At 75.8% G+C, this 15,918-nt stretch carries 14 protein-coding genes; 9 read left to right on the top strand and 5 right to left on the bottom strand.

What is annotated here, in order from left to right; translation table 11 throughout:
* Window positions 1-249: 249 nt before the first annotated feature.
* The 4 genes from V6D49_RS18960 (at window position 250) to V6D49_RS18945 (ending at window position 5,076) form a co-directional block, all read left to right on the top strand.
* The gene (locus V6D49_RS18960; protein ID WP_340561345.1) at window positions 250-1,590 is read left to right on the top strand and encodes an ABC transporter substrate-binding protein; all 1,341 of its coding nucleotides are present in this window, start codon (window positions 250-252) and stop codon (window positions 1,588-1,590) included.
* 8 nt (window positions 1,591-1,598) lie between these two features.
* Complete coding sequence (locus V6D49_RS18955; protein WP_340561343.1) at window positions 1,599-2,600, top strand: carbohydrate ABC transporter permease; 1,002 nt, start codon at window positions 1,599-1,601, stop codon at window positions 2,598-2,600.
* 10 nt (window positions 2,601-2,610) lie between these two features.
* Window positions 2,611-3,519: a carbohydrate ABC transporter permease gene (locus V6D49_RS18950; protein ID WP_340561341.1), complete on the top strand. Its 909-nt coding sequence runs from the start codon at window positions 2,611-2,613 to the stop codon at window positions 3,517-3,519.
* Between the two features lie 126 nt (window positions 3,520-3,645).
* Window positions 3,646-5,076: a GH1 family beta-glucosidase gene (locus V6D49_RS18945; RefSeq protein ID WP_340561339.1), complete on the top strand. Its 1,431-nt coding sequence runs from the start codon at window positions 3,646-3,648 to the stop codon at window positions 5,074-5,076.
* 88 nt (window positions 5,077-5,164) lie between these two features.
* On the opposite strand, the gene V6D49_RS18940 is transcribed toward V6D49_RS18945, so the two are convergent.
* Both V6D49_RS18940 and V6D49_RS18935 read right to left on the bottom strand, forming a co-directional pair.
* A complete protein-coding gene (locus tag V6D49_RS18940; protein WP_340561337.1) occupies window positions 5,165-6,571 on the bottom strand; it encodes a sensor histidine kinase in 1,407 nt (468 codons plus the stop codon).
* Window positions 6,568-7,269: a response regulator transcription factor gene (locus tag V6D49_RS18935; RefSeq protein ID WP_340561335.1), complete on the bottom strand. Its 702-nt coding sequence runs from the start codon at window positions 7,267-7,269 to the stop codon at window positions 6,568-6,570. Before V6D49_RS18935 ends, V6D49_RS18940 begins: the two co-directional genes overlap by 4 nt.
* 50 nt (window positions 7,270-7,319) lie before the next feature.
* Between V6D49_RS18935 and V6D49_RS18930 the strand changes: the two genes are divergently transcribed.
* Window positions 7,320-7,931 carry a hypothetical protein gene (locus tag V6D49_RS18930; protein WP_340561333.1) on the top strand — a complete coding sequence of 204 codons (612 nt, stop codon included), beginning with the start codon at window positions 7,320-7,322 and terminating at the stop codon, window positions 7,929-7,931.
* Between the two features lie 45 nt (window positions 7,932-7,976).
* On the opposite strand, the gene V6D49_RS18925 is transcribed toward V6D49_RS18930, so the two are convergent.
* Complete coding sequence (locus V6D49_RS18925) at window positions 7,977-8,849, bottom strand: spermidine synthase (protein ID WP_340561331.1); 873 nt, start codon at window positions 8,847-8,849, stop codon at window positions 7,977-7,979.
* An 88-nt stretch (window positions 8,850-8,937) separates the two neighbouring features.
* Window positions 8,938-9,426 carry a hypothetical protein gene (locus tag V6D49_RS18920; protein WP_445330548.1) on the bottom strand — a complete coding sequence of 163 codons (489 nt, stop codon included), beginning with the start codon at window positions 9,424-9,426 and terminating at the stop codon, window positions 8,938-8,940.
* Between the two features lie 223 nt (window positions 9,427-9,649).
* On the opposite strand from V6D49_RS18920, the gene V6D49_RS18915 reads away from it, so the two are divergent.
* Window positions 9,650-11,182, top strand: coding sequence for a hypothetical protein (locus tag V6D49_RS18915; protein ID WP_340561329.1), 1,533 nt, complete (start codon window positions 9,650-9,652; stop codon window positions 11,180-11,182).
* On the opposite strand, the gene V6D49_RS18910 is transcribed toward V6D49_RS18915, so the two are convergent.
* Complete coding sequence (locus V6D49_RS18910) at window positions 11,139-11,744, bottom strand: histidine phosphatase family protein (RefSeq protein ID WP_340561327.1); 606 nt, start codon at window positions 11,742-11,744, stop codon at window positions 11,139-11,141. The genes V6D49_RS18915 and V6D49_RS18910 overlap by 44 nt on opposite strands.
* 74 nt (window positions 11,745-11,818) lie before the next feature.
* Between V6D49_RS18910 and V6D49_RS18905 the strand changes: the two genes are divergently transcribed.
* From V6D49_RS18905 to V6D49_RS18895, 3 genes are read left to right on the top strand one after another with little or no spacing between them, the layout of a single operon-like run.
* Window positions 11,819-13,006 carry a hypothetical protein gene (locus V6D49_RS18905; protein ID WP_340564125.1) on the top strand — a complete coding sequence of 396 codons (1,188 nt, stop codon included), beginning with the start codon at window positions 11,819-11,821 and terminating at the stop codon, window positions 13,004-13,006.
* Complete coding sequence (locus V6D49_RS18900; RefSeq protein ID WP_340561325.1) at window positions 13,003-14,508, top strand: hypothetical protein; 1,506 nt, start codon at window positions 13,003-13,005, stop codon at window positions 14,506-14,508. Before V6D49_RS18905 ends, V6D49_RS18900 begins: the two co-directional genes overlap by 4 nt.
* Window positions 14,505-15,872 carry an AAA domain-containing protein gene (locus tag V6D49_RS18895; RefSeq protein WP_340561323.1) on the top strand — a complete coding sequence of 456 codons (1,368 nt, stop codon included), beginning with the start codon at window positions 14,505-14,507 and terminating at the stop codon, window positions 15,870-15,872. The genes V6D49_RS18900 and V6D49_RS18895 overlap by 4 nt, the downstream gene beginning before the upstream one ends.
* Window positions 15,873-15,918 lie beyond the last annotated feature (46 nt).

Here is a 15,918-nt window from a genome sequence, read left to right as displayed (position 1 = left end):
GTGGACGACGGTCGCGGCCACGTCCTCGCCTCGGGCGCGACGGCTCCTCGGCGCCCGCACGGCACGGCGGAGGCGGCCGTGACGGGCGGGTCGTCGGGGGAGCGGAGGGCACAGTCACGTCACATGCCTTGACACGTTCGCCGTCCTCCGGAAATCTCTTCGGCACATCACTCTTGAGAGCGCTCTCAAGCAAGCAGCACCCCTCTTCACCTTCACGTCCCGTACGTTCGGGAGAAAGCGACGGCGCGCATGGCCACGAACGGCACAGCCCGCAGAACCACCAGACGTCCTACCCGGCTCGCCGCGATCGGCGTGTCCGCCCTGGTGACCGGTTCGCTCCTGGCCGGGTGCGCCGACGACGGCAGCTCGGACTCGGACGGCGGCCGGGCCTCGGACGGCGACATCACGCTCAACGTCGGCCTGTTCGGCACTTTCGGGTTCCAGGAGGCCGGGCTCTACGAGGAGTACGAGAAGCTCAACCCCGGCATCAGGATCGAGCAGAGCGTCGTCGAGCGCAACGAGAACTACTACCCGCAGCTCCTCACCCGGCTCGCGAGCAACAGCGGCCTCGCGGACGTCCAGGCCGTGGAGGTGGCGAACATCGCGGAGGTGACCGCCACCCAGGCCGACAAGTTCGTCGACCTCGGCGGGCAGGACGGCGTCAACCAGGACGACTGGTTCGACTGGAAGTGGCAGCAGGGCACCACGGCCGACGGCAAGACGATCGCGCTCGGCACCGACATCGGCCCCATGGCCATCTGCTACCGCAAGGACCACTTCGAGGCCGCCGGGCTGCCCACCGAGCGCGAGGAGGTGTCGAAGCTGTGGGCCGGTGACTGGGAGAAGTACCTGGAGACCGGTGAGGCGTTCATGGCCGACGGGCCCGACGACGTGGCCTGGGTGGACTCCGCATCCGGCCTCTACAGCGCCGCGATCTCCTCCTCCGAGAGCCGGTACTACAACGAGGACGGCGAGGTCATCTACAAGGACAACCCCGACGTGCGGGCCGCGTGGGACGTGGCCACGGCCGCCGCCGAGGCGGGGATGACCGACAAGCACGAGCAGTTCACCCCGCCGTGGGACAAGGCGATGAACAACGGCACGTTCGCCACGCTGTCGTGCCCGGCCTGGATGCTCGGCTACATCCAGGACAAGGGCGGCGACAAGAGCGCGGACCTGTGGGACGTCGCCGACGCCCCGCGCCCCGGCAACTGGGGCGGCTCCTTCCTCGGCGTGCCGGAGACGGCGAAGAACAAGGAGGAGGCCGCCAAGTTCGTGGCCTGGCTGACGGCCCCCGAGCAGCAGGCCAAGCTCTTCGAGGAGCGCGGCAGCTTCCCGAGCGCCCCCGCCTCCTACGAGACGTCCGCGGTCGCCGACGCCACGCACGAGTACTTCGGCGACGCCCCCATCGGTGAGATCTTCGCCCGCGCCGCGCAGGACATCCCGACGCAGATCATCGGCCCGAAGGACCAGATCATCGCCGAGAACATCGGCCGCAGCGGCGTCCGCCAGGTCGAGCAGAAGGGCCTCTCCCCCGAGGACGCCTGGCAGGAGGCGGTCAAGGCCGTCGACAACGCGCTCGACGAGTGAGGAACGGCATGACCACCACCGGTACCCCGGCCGCGCCGCCCCGCTCCGGCGGCGGCGCGGCCCCGCCGGAGGAACGGCCCACGGCCCAGGAGCGGCGGCGGGCCCGCCGCAGCCGCCGCTACCAGCGTGACGTGCGGTGGAGCCCGTACGCGTTCGTGGCGCCGTTCTTCCTCTTCTTCGGTGCCTTCGGCCTCTTCCCGCTGCTCTACACCGGCTGGGCGTCGCTGCACCGGGTGTCCCTGACGGCGCCCACCGAGATGGAGTGGGCCGGCCTGCACAACTTCACCCGGCTGCTGGAGGACGAGTTCTTCTGGAACGCCCTGCGCAACACCTTCACCATCGGGGTGCTGTCCACCGTCCCGCAGCTCCTCATGGCGCTGGGGCTGGCCCACGTCCTCAACTACCGGCTGCGCGGCAGCACGTTCTTCCGGGTCGTCATGCTCGCGCCGTACGCGACGTCCGTGGCGGCGGCGACGCTGGTCTTCGTCATGCTCTACGGGCGCGACTACGGCATGATCAACTGGGCGCTGAGCTTCGTCGGGATCGACGCGGTCGACTGGCAGAACGGCACCTGGACCTCGCAGTTCGCCATCTCCACCATCGTGATCTGGCGCTGGACGGGGTACAACACGCTGATCTACCTCGCCGCGATGCAGGCCGTGCCCAAGGACCTGTACGAGTCGGCGGCGCTGGACGGCGCCTCGCGCTGGCAGCAGTTCCTGCACGTGACGGTGCCGTCGCTGCGTCCGACGATCCTGTTCACCGTCGTCGTCTCGACGATCGGGGCGACGCAGCTCTTCGGCGAGGTGCTGCTGTTCAGCTCCGGCGGCGGAGCGGCGGGCGGTATCAACAACCAGTACCAGACGCTCGGGCTGTACCTGTACGAACAGGGCTGGGTGAACCTGCACCTGGGGCGGGCCTCCGCCATCGCCTGGATGATGTTCCTGATCCTGCTGCTCATCGCGCTGGTCAACCTGCTGGTCGCGCGACGGCTGCGGAAGAGCCAGTGAGGAGCCGGTCATGACGTTGCTCAAGGACGCCCCGTCGCGCCCGGCACCGGCCGGTGACCGACCGAAGGCCGGGCGTCGTCCCCGGGCGAAGGGGGCGGGCGGCCAGTTCCACGCGGGCCGGCTCGCCTACGCGCTGATCGCCCTCGTCACGGCGGTGTCGCTGTTCCCGCTGGTGTGGACGGCGATCGCCGCCTCCCGCGACAACACGCGGCTGGCGGAGTCGCCGCCGCCGTTCTGGTTCGGCTCCAACCTGCCGAAGAACCTGGACATCGCCTGGCACGACGCCAACCTGGGCCTCGCGCTGCTCAACACGGCCTTCGTGGCCGGGTCGATCGCGCTGGGCACGGTGCTGTTCGGCACGATCGCCGGGTTCGCCTTCGCCCGGCTGCGGTTCCGGTTCCGCACCGGGCTGCTCATGCTGACGATCGGCACGATGATGGTGCCGCCTCAGCTCAGCGTCGTGCCGCTGTTCATGGCCATCGCCGAGCTGGAGTGGACCAACCAGCTCCAGGCCGTCATCCTGCCGACCTTCGTCAGCGCGTTCGGGGTGTTCTTCATGCGCCAGTACCTGGCGCAGGCCCTACCGGGCGAGCTGGTGGAGGCGGCCCGGGTGGACGGGGCGCACAGTCTGCGCATCGTCTGGCACGTGGTCTTCCCCGTGGCCCGCCCGGCGATGGCCGTCCTCGGCATGCTGACGTTCGTCATGGCGTGGAACGACTTCTTCTGGCCGATCATCGCCCTCACCCAGCAGAACCCGACCGTGCAGGTCGCACTGACCGGGCTGGGGCGCGGCTACATCCCCGACCAGTCGGTGATCATGGCCGGTGCGCTGCTGGGGACCCTGCCCCTGCTGCTCGTGCTGGCCCTGTTCGGCAAGCAGATCGTCGGCGGCATCATGCAGGGGGCCGTGAAGGGCTGAGGGCGGGACCGTCCCGCCCCCGGCCCGCCCCCCCCCCCCCCCCCCCCCCCCCCCCCCCCGACCCGCGCCGATCCCCCGAGACCGACACCCCGACCTCCTCACACCTAGCTTTGGGAGCGCTCTCAGTTGACCACCCATCCCGCCCCCGCCCCCCGTGGCTTCCCCGGCGGCTTCCTCTTCGGGTCCGCCACCTCCGCCTACCAGATCGAGGGTGCCGCCGCGACCGACGGCCGGACGCCGTCCATCTGGGACACCTTCGCCCACACGCCCGGCCGGGTGCTCGGCGGCGACACCGGTGACGTCGCCGTCGACCACTACCACCGCTGGAGCGACGACCTGGACCTGATGGCCGGGCTCGGCCTCCAGGCCTACCGGTTCTCCGTCTCCTGGTCCCGCGTGCAGCCGCACGGCACCGGACCCGCCGACCAGCGCGGCCTGGACTTCTACCGCGCGCTGGTCGACGGCCTCCTGGAGCGCGGCATCACCCCCTGGATCACCCTCTACCACTGGGACCTGCCGCAGGAGCTGGAGGACGCCGGCGGCTGGCCCGAACGCGACACGGCCGAGCGGTTCGCCGCGTACGCGGAGCTCATGGCCGACGCGCTCGGCGACCGCGTCGAGCACTGGACCACGCTCAACGAGCCGTGGTGCAGCGCCTTCCTGGGCTACGCCTCGGGCGTCCACGCGCCGGGCCGGACGGAACCGGCCGCCGCACTGCGCGCCGCCCACCACCTCAACCTGGGCCACGGCCTGGCCGTCCAGGCACTGCGCCGTGCCCTCCCGGAGGGCACGAAGGTCGGGGTGAGCCTCAACCCGGCCGTGCCGCGTGCCCGCACCGACCGGGAGGCGGACGTCGCCGCGCGGGACCGCATCATGGCCCTGGCCAACGGCGTCTTCGAGGGGCCGATGCTGCACGGCGCCTACCCGCAGGTGCTGCTGGACACGACGGCCGGCATCACGGACTGGTCCTTCGTCCGCGACGGCGACCTGAGCACCGCGCACCAGCCGCTGGACGCGCTGGGCGTCAACTACTACTCCCCGCTGCTGGTGTCGGCCGCCGACGGGCCCGGGGACGTCGAGCGGCGCGACGGGCACGGGGCGAGCGCGCACACGCCCTGGCCCGGTGCGGACGACGTCGCCTTCCACCGGCCGGAGGGGCTGCCCGTCACCCAGATGGGCTGGCCCGTCGACCCGAGCGGGCTGTCCGACCTGCTGCTGCGGCTCAGCCGTGAGGCGCCGGGGCTGCCGCTCTACATCACCGAGAACGGCATGGCCGCCGACGACAAGCCCGCCGACGACGGCACGGTCGACGACCCGGAACGCGTCGCCTACCTGCACGGCCACCTGTCGGCCGTGCTGCGGTCGATGGAGCAGGGGGCCGACGTGCGCGGCTACTTCCTGTGGTCGCTGCTGGACAACTTCGAGTGGGCCTACGGCTACAGCAAGCGGTTCGGCGCGGTGTACGTCGACTTCGACACCCTGCGCCGCACGCCGAAGTCCAGCGCCGCCTGGTACGCCGAGCTGGCCCGCACCCGGACGCTGCCGCCGGCGTCCTGAGCCCGGGTGGGGCCGCGCGCCGGGGGACGCGGCCCCACCTCCCGGCGTCCGCCCGCCGGTCGGTGGGGACCGGCGGGCGGACGCACCCTCAGCCGGCGGGATCGGACGGGACGGGTGGACGCGACGACCCGGGCCCGGCGCCCCGACGGCGGGCCCGTCCGCCCCGGGCCCGGGCGCCCGACCGGCCGTGCGGGCCGTGCGGGGCGAGCCAGATCCGCACCTCCGTCCCGCCGAGGACCGAGTGGCCGATGCGGACGTCGCCGCCGGTGGACTCCGCGAGGCGGCGCACGATGTCCAGCCCGAGCCCCGTCGATCCGGGGCCGCCGTCGCCGTGGCCACGGCGCAGCGCGGCGGCCGGGTCGGGGATGCCGGGGCCCGCGTCGGAGACGAGCACGATGACGGCGTCGTCGCCGTTGTGGACGTCCACGGAGAAGGCGGTGCCCTGCGGGGTGTGCCGGAAGACGTTGCCGAGCATGGCGTCGAGGGCGGCGGCCAGGTCGGCGCGCGCGACGGGCACCCGCACCGGCCGCTCCACCCCGGCGACGCGGACGCGGCGGTCCTCGTCCTCCGCGAGGGCGGACCAGAACGCCATCCGCTCGCGCACGACCTCGGCCGCGTCGCAGGCGGCACTCGCCCCGTTGCCCGGCGACTGCGGCTTCTGCTCACGCGCCGTGCGGATGATGCGGTCGACCTCGCCCTCCAGCTGGGCGACGGCGTGCCGGGTCTGCTCGGCGGCGTCCCCCCGGCCGAGCGAGGCGGCGTTCAGGCGCAGCACGGTGAGCGGGGTGCGCAGCCGGTGCGAGAGGTCGGCGGCCAGCTCGCGTTCGTTGGCGAGGAGCCGCACGACCTGGTCGGCCATGGAGTTGAACGCGACCGCCGCGTCCCGCAGTTCCGCCGGGCCCTGTTCGGGCACCCGGGTGCCCAGCCGCCCCTCGCCCAGGTCCCTCGCGGCGGCGGCGAGGTGCTCGGCGGGGCGGACCAGCCGGGTGCCGAGCCGGTCGGCGATGGCCACGGAGCCGACGACCAGGGCGAGCCCGACGCCGCCGAGCAGCAGCCAGGCCGTCGTCACGCCCCGGCCGACCTCGCCGTGCGGCACGAAGACCTCCACGACGGCGATCCGGCCCGCGTCCACGGCCGTCGGCCGCAGCAGGGCGTAGCCGCCGTCGACCCCGACGATCGTCGCCCGGTTCCCGCTCAGGGCGTCGGCCGAGGCGCGCATCGTCCCGATCTCCGTCGGGGCCCCGCCGTCGGCTGCGGGGACGCGCACGGCGAGCCGGCCGTCCGCCCCGGCCTGGGTGCTCGCCACGGCCCGCTGGAGCTGCTCGCGTTCGGCGGTGATGGCCAGCGCCGGGGAGACGGCGGCGGCCTGGCGTTCCGCGTCGACGAAGGCGCGGTCGCGGGCCAGCTCGCGGACGACCAGGCCCAGCGGGACGGCGAAGGCGATGACCACCATCACGGTCACCGCCAGCGACACCTTCACCAGCGCCCATCTCACCGGGCGGCCTCCGCCGGTGCCTCCAGCTTGACGCCGACGCCGCGCAGGGTGTGCAGATAGCGCGGCCGGGCGGCCGTCTCGCCCAGCTTGCGACGCAACCAGGAGAGGTGGACGTCGATCGTCTGGTCGTCGCCGTAGGACTGCCGCCACACCTCCGCGAGCAGCTCCCGGCGCGGGACGACGACACCGGGGCGGGCCGCGAGGAAGGCGAGCAGGTCGAACTCGCGCCGGGTGAGGTCGAGCGGCGTGCCGTCGAGGTGGGCCTGACGGCGCAACGGGTCGACGGCCAGCCCGCCGACGCGCAGGACGGCCTCGGCCGCCGCGCCGCCGGTGCCGCCGCCGGCCCGGCGCAGCACGGCCGCCATGCGGGCCGAGAGGTGCTCCACGGAGAAGGGCTTGACGAGGTAGTCGTCCGCGCCGTCGTTGAGGAGCCGGACGATCTCGGCCTCGTCGTCCCGCGCGGTCGCGATGATGACGGGCGTCTGGGTGACGCCCCGGAGCATCTTCAGCGCCTCGGCACCGTCCAGGTCCGGCAGCCCGAGGTCGAGGACGACGACGTCGAAGCCGATCTGCGCGACCTCGCGCAGCGCCGCGAGGGCCGTGCCGACGCTGCGGACGCTGTGCCCGGCCTCGCCCAGGTGCCGGATCAGGGCGGACCGTACGAACGGGTCGTCTTCGACGACGAGGACGCGTGCCATGCGCGGCACGCTACGCACCCACCTGCGCGCTCCGCCATTAGGGTGTTCCGATGCGACAAGGATGGCTCCAGGGCGGGGCCTGGCTCCTGGCCACCGGAGCGGCGGTGACGCTGTCGTGGTTCGGCGTGCACACCGTCATCACCGGCACGGCCTACGACCCGCCGGTGGCGACGCCCGTCGCGCGGGCGAAGGCCGCCGAGTCGGCCTCCGGGACGCCGCCCGAGTCCTCCGCCACGCACCGGCCGCCCGGCTCCCCCGCACCGCAGGAGCCCGCCGCGTCGCCCGTCGTCCCCGGGGACGACGGCGAGAGGGACGACGGGGAGGACGGCGGAGGCGAGGAGCCCGCCGAGCCCACGCCACCGCAGGAGACACCGGCCGAGGAGCCGCCCACCGGGGAGGCGCCCGAGGACGCCCCCGCACACGCGCCCGGCGAGGGTCAGGGCGAGGTGCGCAGCTACACCGCCGACGGCGGGCGCGTCGCCTTCGACCTGCGCGCCGACTCGGCGTCGCTGGTCTCGGCGACCCCGCACTCCGGCTGGGAGGTGCAGGTGTGGACGCAGGAGCAGTGGGTGCGGGTGACGTTCAGCCAGGGTGACCGGTCCTCGTCCGTCTTCTGCACCTGGCACGACGGCCCGCCCCGGGTGCAGGTCGACGAGCGCTGACCGCGCCCGGCGGTGTGCCCGGCGGCGTCCCTCGGACGGGCGGCCTCAGGCGAAGGTGCCCGGGGGCGGCGGCGGGGAGGGGCGCGCGGTCGCGTCGGTGACCGGGCGGGCCCCGCCGGTGAAGTCGGCCAGCGCGCGGCCGTGTTCGAGCCGGGCCGGGTGGGGGTCGGCGGCGGCCCGTCGGGTCAGCTCGGCCACGGGCAGCGGCCGGGCGGCCGCCAGCAGGACGGCGTTGCCGAAGCGACGGCCCCGCAGCACGGCGGGATCGGCCGTCACGCACACCTCGGGGAAGACGGCCAGCACGGTGGCGATCTGGGCGCGCAGGTGGGCCAGCGGAGGCCCGTCGGTCACGTTGACGACGTACAGCCCGTCGGGGTCCAGGGCCCTGCGCACGTCCGTCAGGAACTCGACGGTGCCCAGGTGCGCGGGCGTGCGGGCGCCGTCGAAGACGTCCGCGACGACGAGGTCCGCCCACCCGTCGGGCACCTTGGCGAGCCCGGCGCGGGCGTCGGCGCCGCGTACCCGGATGCGCTGGCCGGCGTCCCACGGCAGGGCCCGCCGCACGAACGCGGTCAGCTCCCGGTCCACCTCGACGACCTGCTGGGTCGAGCGGGGACGGGTGGCGGCGACGTAGCGGGGCAGGCTGAGCGCGCCGCCGCCCAGGTGCACGGCGCGCAGCGGACTCCCCGGCGCGGGCGCCACGGCGACGTCGGCGGCGTGCCCGATGCGGCGCTGGTAGGCGAAGCCGAGGTGGGTGGGGTCGGCGAGGTCGACGGAGGACTGCGGGGCCCCGTCGAGCGTCAGCGTCCAGCCCCGCGGCCGGTCCGGGTCGGGCTCCAGCCGGGCCAGGCCGCCGGCCACCCGCTCGGTGACCGCCTCGCGGCCGCCCCGCTGCCGCTGTCCGGCCCTGCTCGCCATGGGCCCAGTATCCCGGCCGCCGCGCGCCGGGCGCACGGCGGGCCCGTCCCGGCCGACGCGCTGTCGGCGCGCGAGCCGCCGGCGGACGTCAGCGGCAGCGGTCGGCCACCTCGATGACGCGGGCCGCCTCGCGCAGGGCCGCGCGCAGCAGCGCGGGCTCGGTGGCCGGGGCGCAGGCGCCTTCCGGGGGAAGGAGCCAGCACGCGCCGGTGACGGGCGGCGGGGTCGCACCGCTGCTCCCGGCGGCCGGGACGCGGGTGGGGGCGCAGGCGCTGCCCGGCAAGTCCCAGCCGTCGGCGGTCCCGGGCGGTACGAGGAAGCCGAGGGTGGCTCCGGAGCCGTCGTGCAGCACGGGTCCGGCGCTGTCCCACAGACGCAGGATGTCGGCGGCCTCCAGTCCCTCCCGGGCCGGGACGGTCACCAGGTCGCACGGCTCCCCGGCGACGGGCCGCAGGGGCCTCGGCCGGACGACGTCCGTCCGTGGGACGCCCGTCCGTGCGGTGTCCGCCGGTCCGGTGCCGGGGCCCGGGGGCGGGCCTGACCGTGCCGTGGTTCGCGGTCCGTCGGTGTCCAGCAAGGGGACCACTCCTCCGCATCACGCAGCTGTGCTTCGTGCTGAGTCCAACGGGCGGACCCCGCCCGGGGCTACGGCGCGAGCGGCGGCGGAGCATGGCGTTTCATGGCAGAACACGGCAGATCGCGGCCGGTACCACGGCACAAGCCCCTGAGAAGCGGCCGGTTCCTGCACGGTGCGGACGAATTGGTGTGGCGCACGTCTCATACCGTGTACCTTCCGGGGCATGGCGTCGTCACCTTCTACGTCATCGGGTTCCGGACCGGTTCCGCCGTCCCACACCCCGGCACCGCGGCCCAACACCGTGTTCCGGGAGCTGCGCGGGCCGCGCTCCCCGGGGGAGTTCGCGGCCGCCGTCCGGCGGGCGGCGCGCGAGATCGGGGAGCGGGTATCGTGCGACGCCCGGTACGTCGGGCGGGTGGAGGCCGGGGAGATCCGGTGCCCCAACTACGCCTATGAACGCGTGTTCCTGCACATGTTCCCGGGGCGCACCCTGACCGATCTGGGGTTCGCGCCACGGGAGTCCGTCCGGGGGCGGAGGGCGCGCGGGCGGGGCGCGCACGGCGACGGGACGGCAGTCGCACGGCCCCGTGCTCCCCAGGCACCGGGGCAGCCGGAGGTGACGGACGAACCGCTCACCCCCGGCCCCACCCAGACCCTTCTGCACAGTGACGAGGAGAGCGACGTGCTGCGTCGCGCGTTCATGACGGGCGGCCCCGCCGCCCTGGCCGCGACCCTGGGGCTGACCCCGGGGCAGGCCGAAGCCTGGGCCGCGCCAGGCATGCCCGGCAAGGCCGGTGAGAGTGAGGCCGAGGCCGTCGAGCAAGCGGTGCGCCGCATCCGGCTCATCGACGACCAGCACGGGGCGGGCGCCCTGTACCGGCAGGCGGGTACCGCGCTGCGCGGCGCCTACCGGCTGCTCGACGCCGGTGTCCGCCGCCAGTCGGTCGCCGACCGCCTGCACCGCGGAGCCGGTGAACTGGCGCTGTCGGTGGGCTGGTTGGCTCACGACTCAGGCCGCATCGAGGACGCCCGCTCCCACTACGCCGAAGCACTGGCCACCGCCAGGGTCGCCGGGGACGCCGGCCTGGAGGCGCACGCCTTCAGCAACACCGCGTTCCTCGCCCGCGACGCCGGCCGCCCCCGCGAGGCGGTACGCGCGGCGCAGGCGGGCCAGCGTGCCGCCGCCGGGCTGGGCTCCCCCCGGCTGCTGGCCCTGCTGACGCTGCGTGAGGCGGGCGGGCGCAGCGGGCTCGGCGACCGCAGCGGCTGCCAGGAGGCCCTGGGCCGGGCGCACGATCTCTTCGCCCAGGGCGCCGCCGAGGCCGACCCCGAGTGGATGAGCTTCTTCGGCGAGGCGGAGATCGCCGGTCTGGAGGCGCAGTGCTGGGCGGCCCTCGGCGACTACGGCAGAGCCGGGGTGTGCGCGCGCCGCGCGGTGGCCCTCCAGTCGCCGCACTTCGTGCGCAACACCGCCCTGTTCACGGCCGAGCTGGCCGACGACCTGGCGGCGGCGCACGCCCCCGACGAGGCCGCCGCGCACGGCGGACGGGCGCTGGACCTGCTGACGTCCGTGCGCTCCTCCCGCATCCAGGCCATGCTGCGACGCACCGCGGGGCGGCTGCTGCCGCACCAGCGCGAGCCGGACGTCGCCCTGTTCCTCGACCGCGTGCGGGAGGCGCAGGCACCGGCCGCGCTCTCCCCGCAGGAGGGGTTCAGGGACGAGGGTCCAGGTGGCCGGTGTCGTTCCAGCGGCTGAGGGCCGGTTCGCCGTAGGCCCAGCCGAGGACGGAGAAGCCGCAGGCGGCGAGCCCGATGCGGGCCCCGAAGCCGATGTCCTGGCCGAGCCAGCGGGCACCGAGCGCCCGCAGGATGTGACCGTGGGCGAAGACCAGGACGTCCCGGTCGGCCGAGCGCGCCCAGCCGACCACCTCGTCGGCCCGGGCCGTGACCTCGGCGAGCGTCTCGCCGCCCGGCACGCCGTCCCGCCAGATCACCCAGTCCGGCCCGGCCTCCTCCTTGATCCGCTCGCTGGTCAGCCCCTCGTAGCGGCCGTAGTCCCACTCCATGAGAACGGTCCAGGGCCGCGCGCGGTCGCCGAATCCGGCCAGCTCGCAGGTCTGGGCCGCCCGGCTGAGGGGGCTGGTACGGACCTCGACGTCCGGCAGCCCGTCCCACGGGGAGCGGTGCAGCCGCTCCCCGAGCAGCTTCGCCGTCCGGCGGCCCTCGTCGAGCAGCGGGAGATCGGTGCGCCCGGTGTGCCGGCCGAGCCGCGACCACTCCGTCTGACCGTGCCGGACGAGCAGAATGCGCGGAGCCATGGGCCGGAACCTCCCGGTCGTACGGGTTGTCAGCCGAGGATGCCAGACTGCCCCGGGTGACGCACGTGAACCACTTGCCACGTCCGGACGGCGCCCGGCCCGCCGTGCCCGCGCAGGGCGCGGGCGGTCTGCGGCGGCGCCTGGCGCAGCTGCGCGGTGCCGGGCACCCGCCCCGGCCGCTGGACGCCCGGGCCCTGTCCGCGCTGGCCGCCAACCCCGGCTGCCGACGCCGGGCCCTGCTGGACGGCGCCGGGGTGGACAAGACGGCCCTGGCCCGCGCCCTGGGCGCGCCCGCGCCGTTCGGCCAGTCCCAGTTCGCCTTCTCGCGCGGCCACGCCTTCGAGGCCCGGGTACACGCCGACGGCTGCGCCGAGCTGGTGCGGATGCTGCGGGCCGCGACCGGGGACCGCTCGCCCGAGCCCGCCGCCGTCGAGCAGCCCGAGCTGACGGCGGACGGCCCCGCCGGCCGCGCGGCCCGCACCGCGCTCGCCCTGGCGGAGGCCGACGCGGCGGGCGCGGGGGTGTGGACGGTGCTGGTGCACCCGATCCTGGAGCTGCGCGTCGCCGGTTCGCCCGTCCATCTGGAACCGGACGCCCTCGTCGTCGCGCCGGACGGCACCCGCACGGTGGTGGAGGTCAAGTCCTTCCCCATCCTGGACGGCACCGCCGACCCGGCGAAGGTCGGCGGCGCGGTGCGGCAGGCGGCCGTCTACGCGCTGGCCCTCGAGGAGCGCGGGGACGCCGACCGGCTCGCGGACGTCGTCCTGCTGGTGTGCCCCAAGGACTTCTCCAACCTGCCCACGGCCGCCGCCGTCGACCTGCGCCGCCAGCTCGCCGCCGTCCGCCGCCAGCTCGCGCGGCTGACCCGGCTGGCGGACATCGCCGCCGCCCTGCCGCCGGACGTCACCTTCGACCCCGACCGGCCGGGCGAGGAGCTGGCCGAGGCCGTGGCCCGGGTGCCCGCCGCCTACGCCCCCGAGTGCCTGGCCACCTGCGAGTTGGCCTTCCACTGCCGGGCGCGGGCGCGGCAGGCCGGTGACGTCACGGTGCTGGGGCGGGCCGTCCGGGGCGAGCTGGGGTCGCTGACGACGATCGAGGCCGTGCTGGCCGCCGCCCACGCGGACACCCCCGCGCCGGACGGAACGCCGGACGGAGCCCCGGACGGCGGGGCCGACCCGGCGGTCGCCGCGCTGCGCCGCGCCGCCCGGCTGCGCGCCGAGGCGCTGGCCGACGCCGCGCCCCGGGCGGGTGAAGCGCGATGACGCTGCTCGCCACCCTCGCCCGCATGGAGGCCGCGGCGGCGGGACGGGCCCGGCCGCTGGCCACCGTCCGGCACCGCCATCTGACCGACCGGCCGCTGGTCCTCGTCCCGCTGACGACGGCCGGTGAGGCCGGAGCCCCGCTCGGCGCCATGCTCGGCACCGACCCCGAGCAGCCGGTACTGCTCACCGTCGCCCAGCCGCGCGACCGTGACCTGCGGTTCCGCTTCCTCGCCGAGCTCGCCGACGTCATGCTGCCGCACCTGGAGTCGGCGCAGGACGAGGTGGAGGCCGTCGCCCGGCGCTCCGGGGAGGAGGCCGAGCTGTGCCGGGACGCCCCGCAGCTCCTGGTGCCCAACTCCGGCGGCGTCGCCTTCGTCCGGCTGCTGGGCCGCTCGATGCGCTTCCGCCGCACCGCCGAGGAGGATCCGGACACGCCGTATCCCGCGCCCTCCCGGGTGCCGCTGCTCGGGCGGTGGCTCACGCACTACGGCGAGCGGTCCCGGGTGCCCGGCTCCTCGCTGCTGCTGGCCGTCACCGACCTGCTGACCCGGCACTGGGCCACCGGCCAGAGCCCGCTGGAGGACCAGCACCTGGGCGCCCTGCTCGGCTGGCTCCGCGCGGACGGGCCGAGCGGCGCCGAGGCCGCGCTGCGGGCCGAGACGGCACGGGACGAGGCGGGGCGGCTGCTGGTGCCCCCGGCCGGTCCCGCCACCGATCCGGCGTTCGACAACAGGGTCCTCGCCCCCGCCGTGGCCCGCTACGACGCCGGGGTCTTCGGGGCGGACGCCGAGATCCGGAACGTCCTGGCCGGGCAGCTCCGCCCCACGTGGGACGCGATGTGGGAGGCGCTCGCGCTGCTGCGGGAGCTGCCGCCGGGGGAACGCGTCACCGGGCGCTGGGAGGGGGACCGCTGGTCCTACACCGCCCACCGCGACCGGCTGCGGGCCGGCGAGCCGCCGCAGCCCCGGCGCGACGACGCGGTGACGGCCGCCCGCAAGCTCGCCGCCCGCGAGCGGGACCAGGCCCGGCTGGCCGCGCAGGAGGCGCTGGACGATCCGCTGGTCATGGCCGCCCGGCGGCTGGCCGGTGAGGCGTTCAGCGGCACGGTGACCGAGGTGCGCCCGGCGTACTCGACGGGCAAGCGGCCGATGCCGCGCCCCCTGGTGACGCTCCGCACCGACGACACCCCGCAGCTCGGCGAGGGCACGAAGGTGTGGCGGGCGCTGGCCGACGGCCGGGCCCAGCCGGGCGAGTGCGCCGAGCTCCCCGGCCCCGGCCTGGTCACCGTCCGGCTCACCGGGGGCATGGGGCGCGGGAAGGAGCCGGCGCCGGGCACCGTCCCGGAGCCGGGCGAGGCGGTGTGCTGGACGCTGTTCGAGCACCATCCGCGCGGCGGCCCCGACCTGCCGGACCCGGAGGACACCCCCTGGACGCACGGCGGCCCGCCCGGCGAGGCGCGGCCCGAGCCCCCCGACCCCGCCACCGAGGAGGACCTGCTGTGACGGTCTCCGCATCCGTGACCGGCGCGCGGACGGCCGGGGACGACCCGGGCGCCGCCGCGTCCGCCGCCACCGCCGCCATCCTCGCCGACACCCTGCACGGGCGGGAGCGCGGCGTCGTCGTCGACTCGCCGCCCGGCGCGGGCAAGTCGACGCTCGTGGTGCGCGCCGCCCGCGAGCTGGCCGCCGCGGGCCGTCCGCTGATGATCGTGGCCCAGACGAACGCCCAGGTGGACGACCTGGTGGACCGGCTGGCCGTCGCCGATCCCGACCTCCCCGTCGGGCGGCTGCACAGCAGCGACCCGGCCGCCTACGACCCGGCGCTGGACCGGCACCCGGCCGTCCGCGCCTCGGCGAGGATCGCCGACCTGGCGGAGCAGGCCGTCGTCGTCTCCACCGCCGCGAAGTGGGCCCACGTGCGGGGCGACGCCGTCGCCGAGCCGTGGCGGCACGCCATCGTCGACGAGGCGTACCAGATGCGCTCCGACGCGCTGCTGGCTGTGGCCCGGCTGTTCGAGCGGGCCCTGTTCGTCGGCGATCCGGGGCAGCTCGACCCGTTCAGCCAGGTCGGCACGGAGCAGTGGGCGGGCCTGTCCTACGACCCGTCGGCGAGCGCCGTCTCGGCCCTGCTGGCCCATCACCCGGGGCTGCCGCAGCACCGGCTGCCGGTGTCGTGGCGGCTGCCCGCGTCGGCGGCTCCGCTGGTGTCGTCGGCGTTCTACCCCTACACCCCGTTCCGCAGCGGCACCGGGCCCGGGGACCGGCGGCTGGCCTTCGGCGTGCGCCCCGACGGCTCGGCCGTCGACCGGGTGCTGGAACGGGCCGCCGACGCGGGCTGGGGGCTGCTGGAGCTGCCCGCCCGCCACACGCCGCGCACGGACCCGGAGGCCGTCGCCGCCGTCGCCGCCGTCGTGCACCGGCTACTGGAGCGCGCGGGGCTGACGACGGACGAGCGGGGCACCGGTCCGACCCCCCTGACGGCCGACCGGATCGCCGTGGGCACCGCGCACCGGGACCAGGCGGCGGCCGTCCGCACGGCCCTGGCCGGGCGCGGTGTGGAGGGCGTCACGGTGGACACCGCCAACCGGCTCCAGGGCCGCGAGTACGACGTCACCGTGGTGCTGCACCCGCTGTCCGGCCGGCCGGACGCCACGGCCTTCCACCTGGAGACCGGCCGGCTGTGCGTGCTGGCATCCCGGCACCGGCACGCGTGCGTCGTGGTGTGCCGGGCGGGCGTCGCGGAGCTGCTCGACGAGCACCCCTCGGCGGAGCCGGTGCAGCTCGGGGTGGACGTCCGTTTCCCCGACGGCTGGGCCGCCCAGCAGGCCGTTCTCGCGGAGCTGTCCGCGCACCGGGTCCCGGCCTGAGCCACGGGCGGGCCCCGGGGGCAGACAGTTCGCGGGGGTTCGCGGG

Source organism: Streptomyces sp. GSL17-111, assembly GCF_037911585.1.
In the GTDB taxonomy this organism is placed as follows: Bacteria; Actinomycetota; Actinomycetes; order Streptomycetales; family Streptomycetaceae; genus Streptomyces.
Note: the sequence above shows the minus strand (reverse complement) of the source record. Positions and strands in the feature narration are given on the sequence as shown.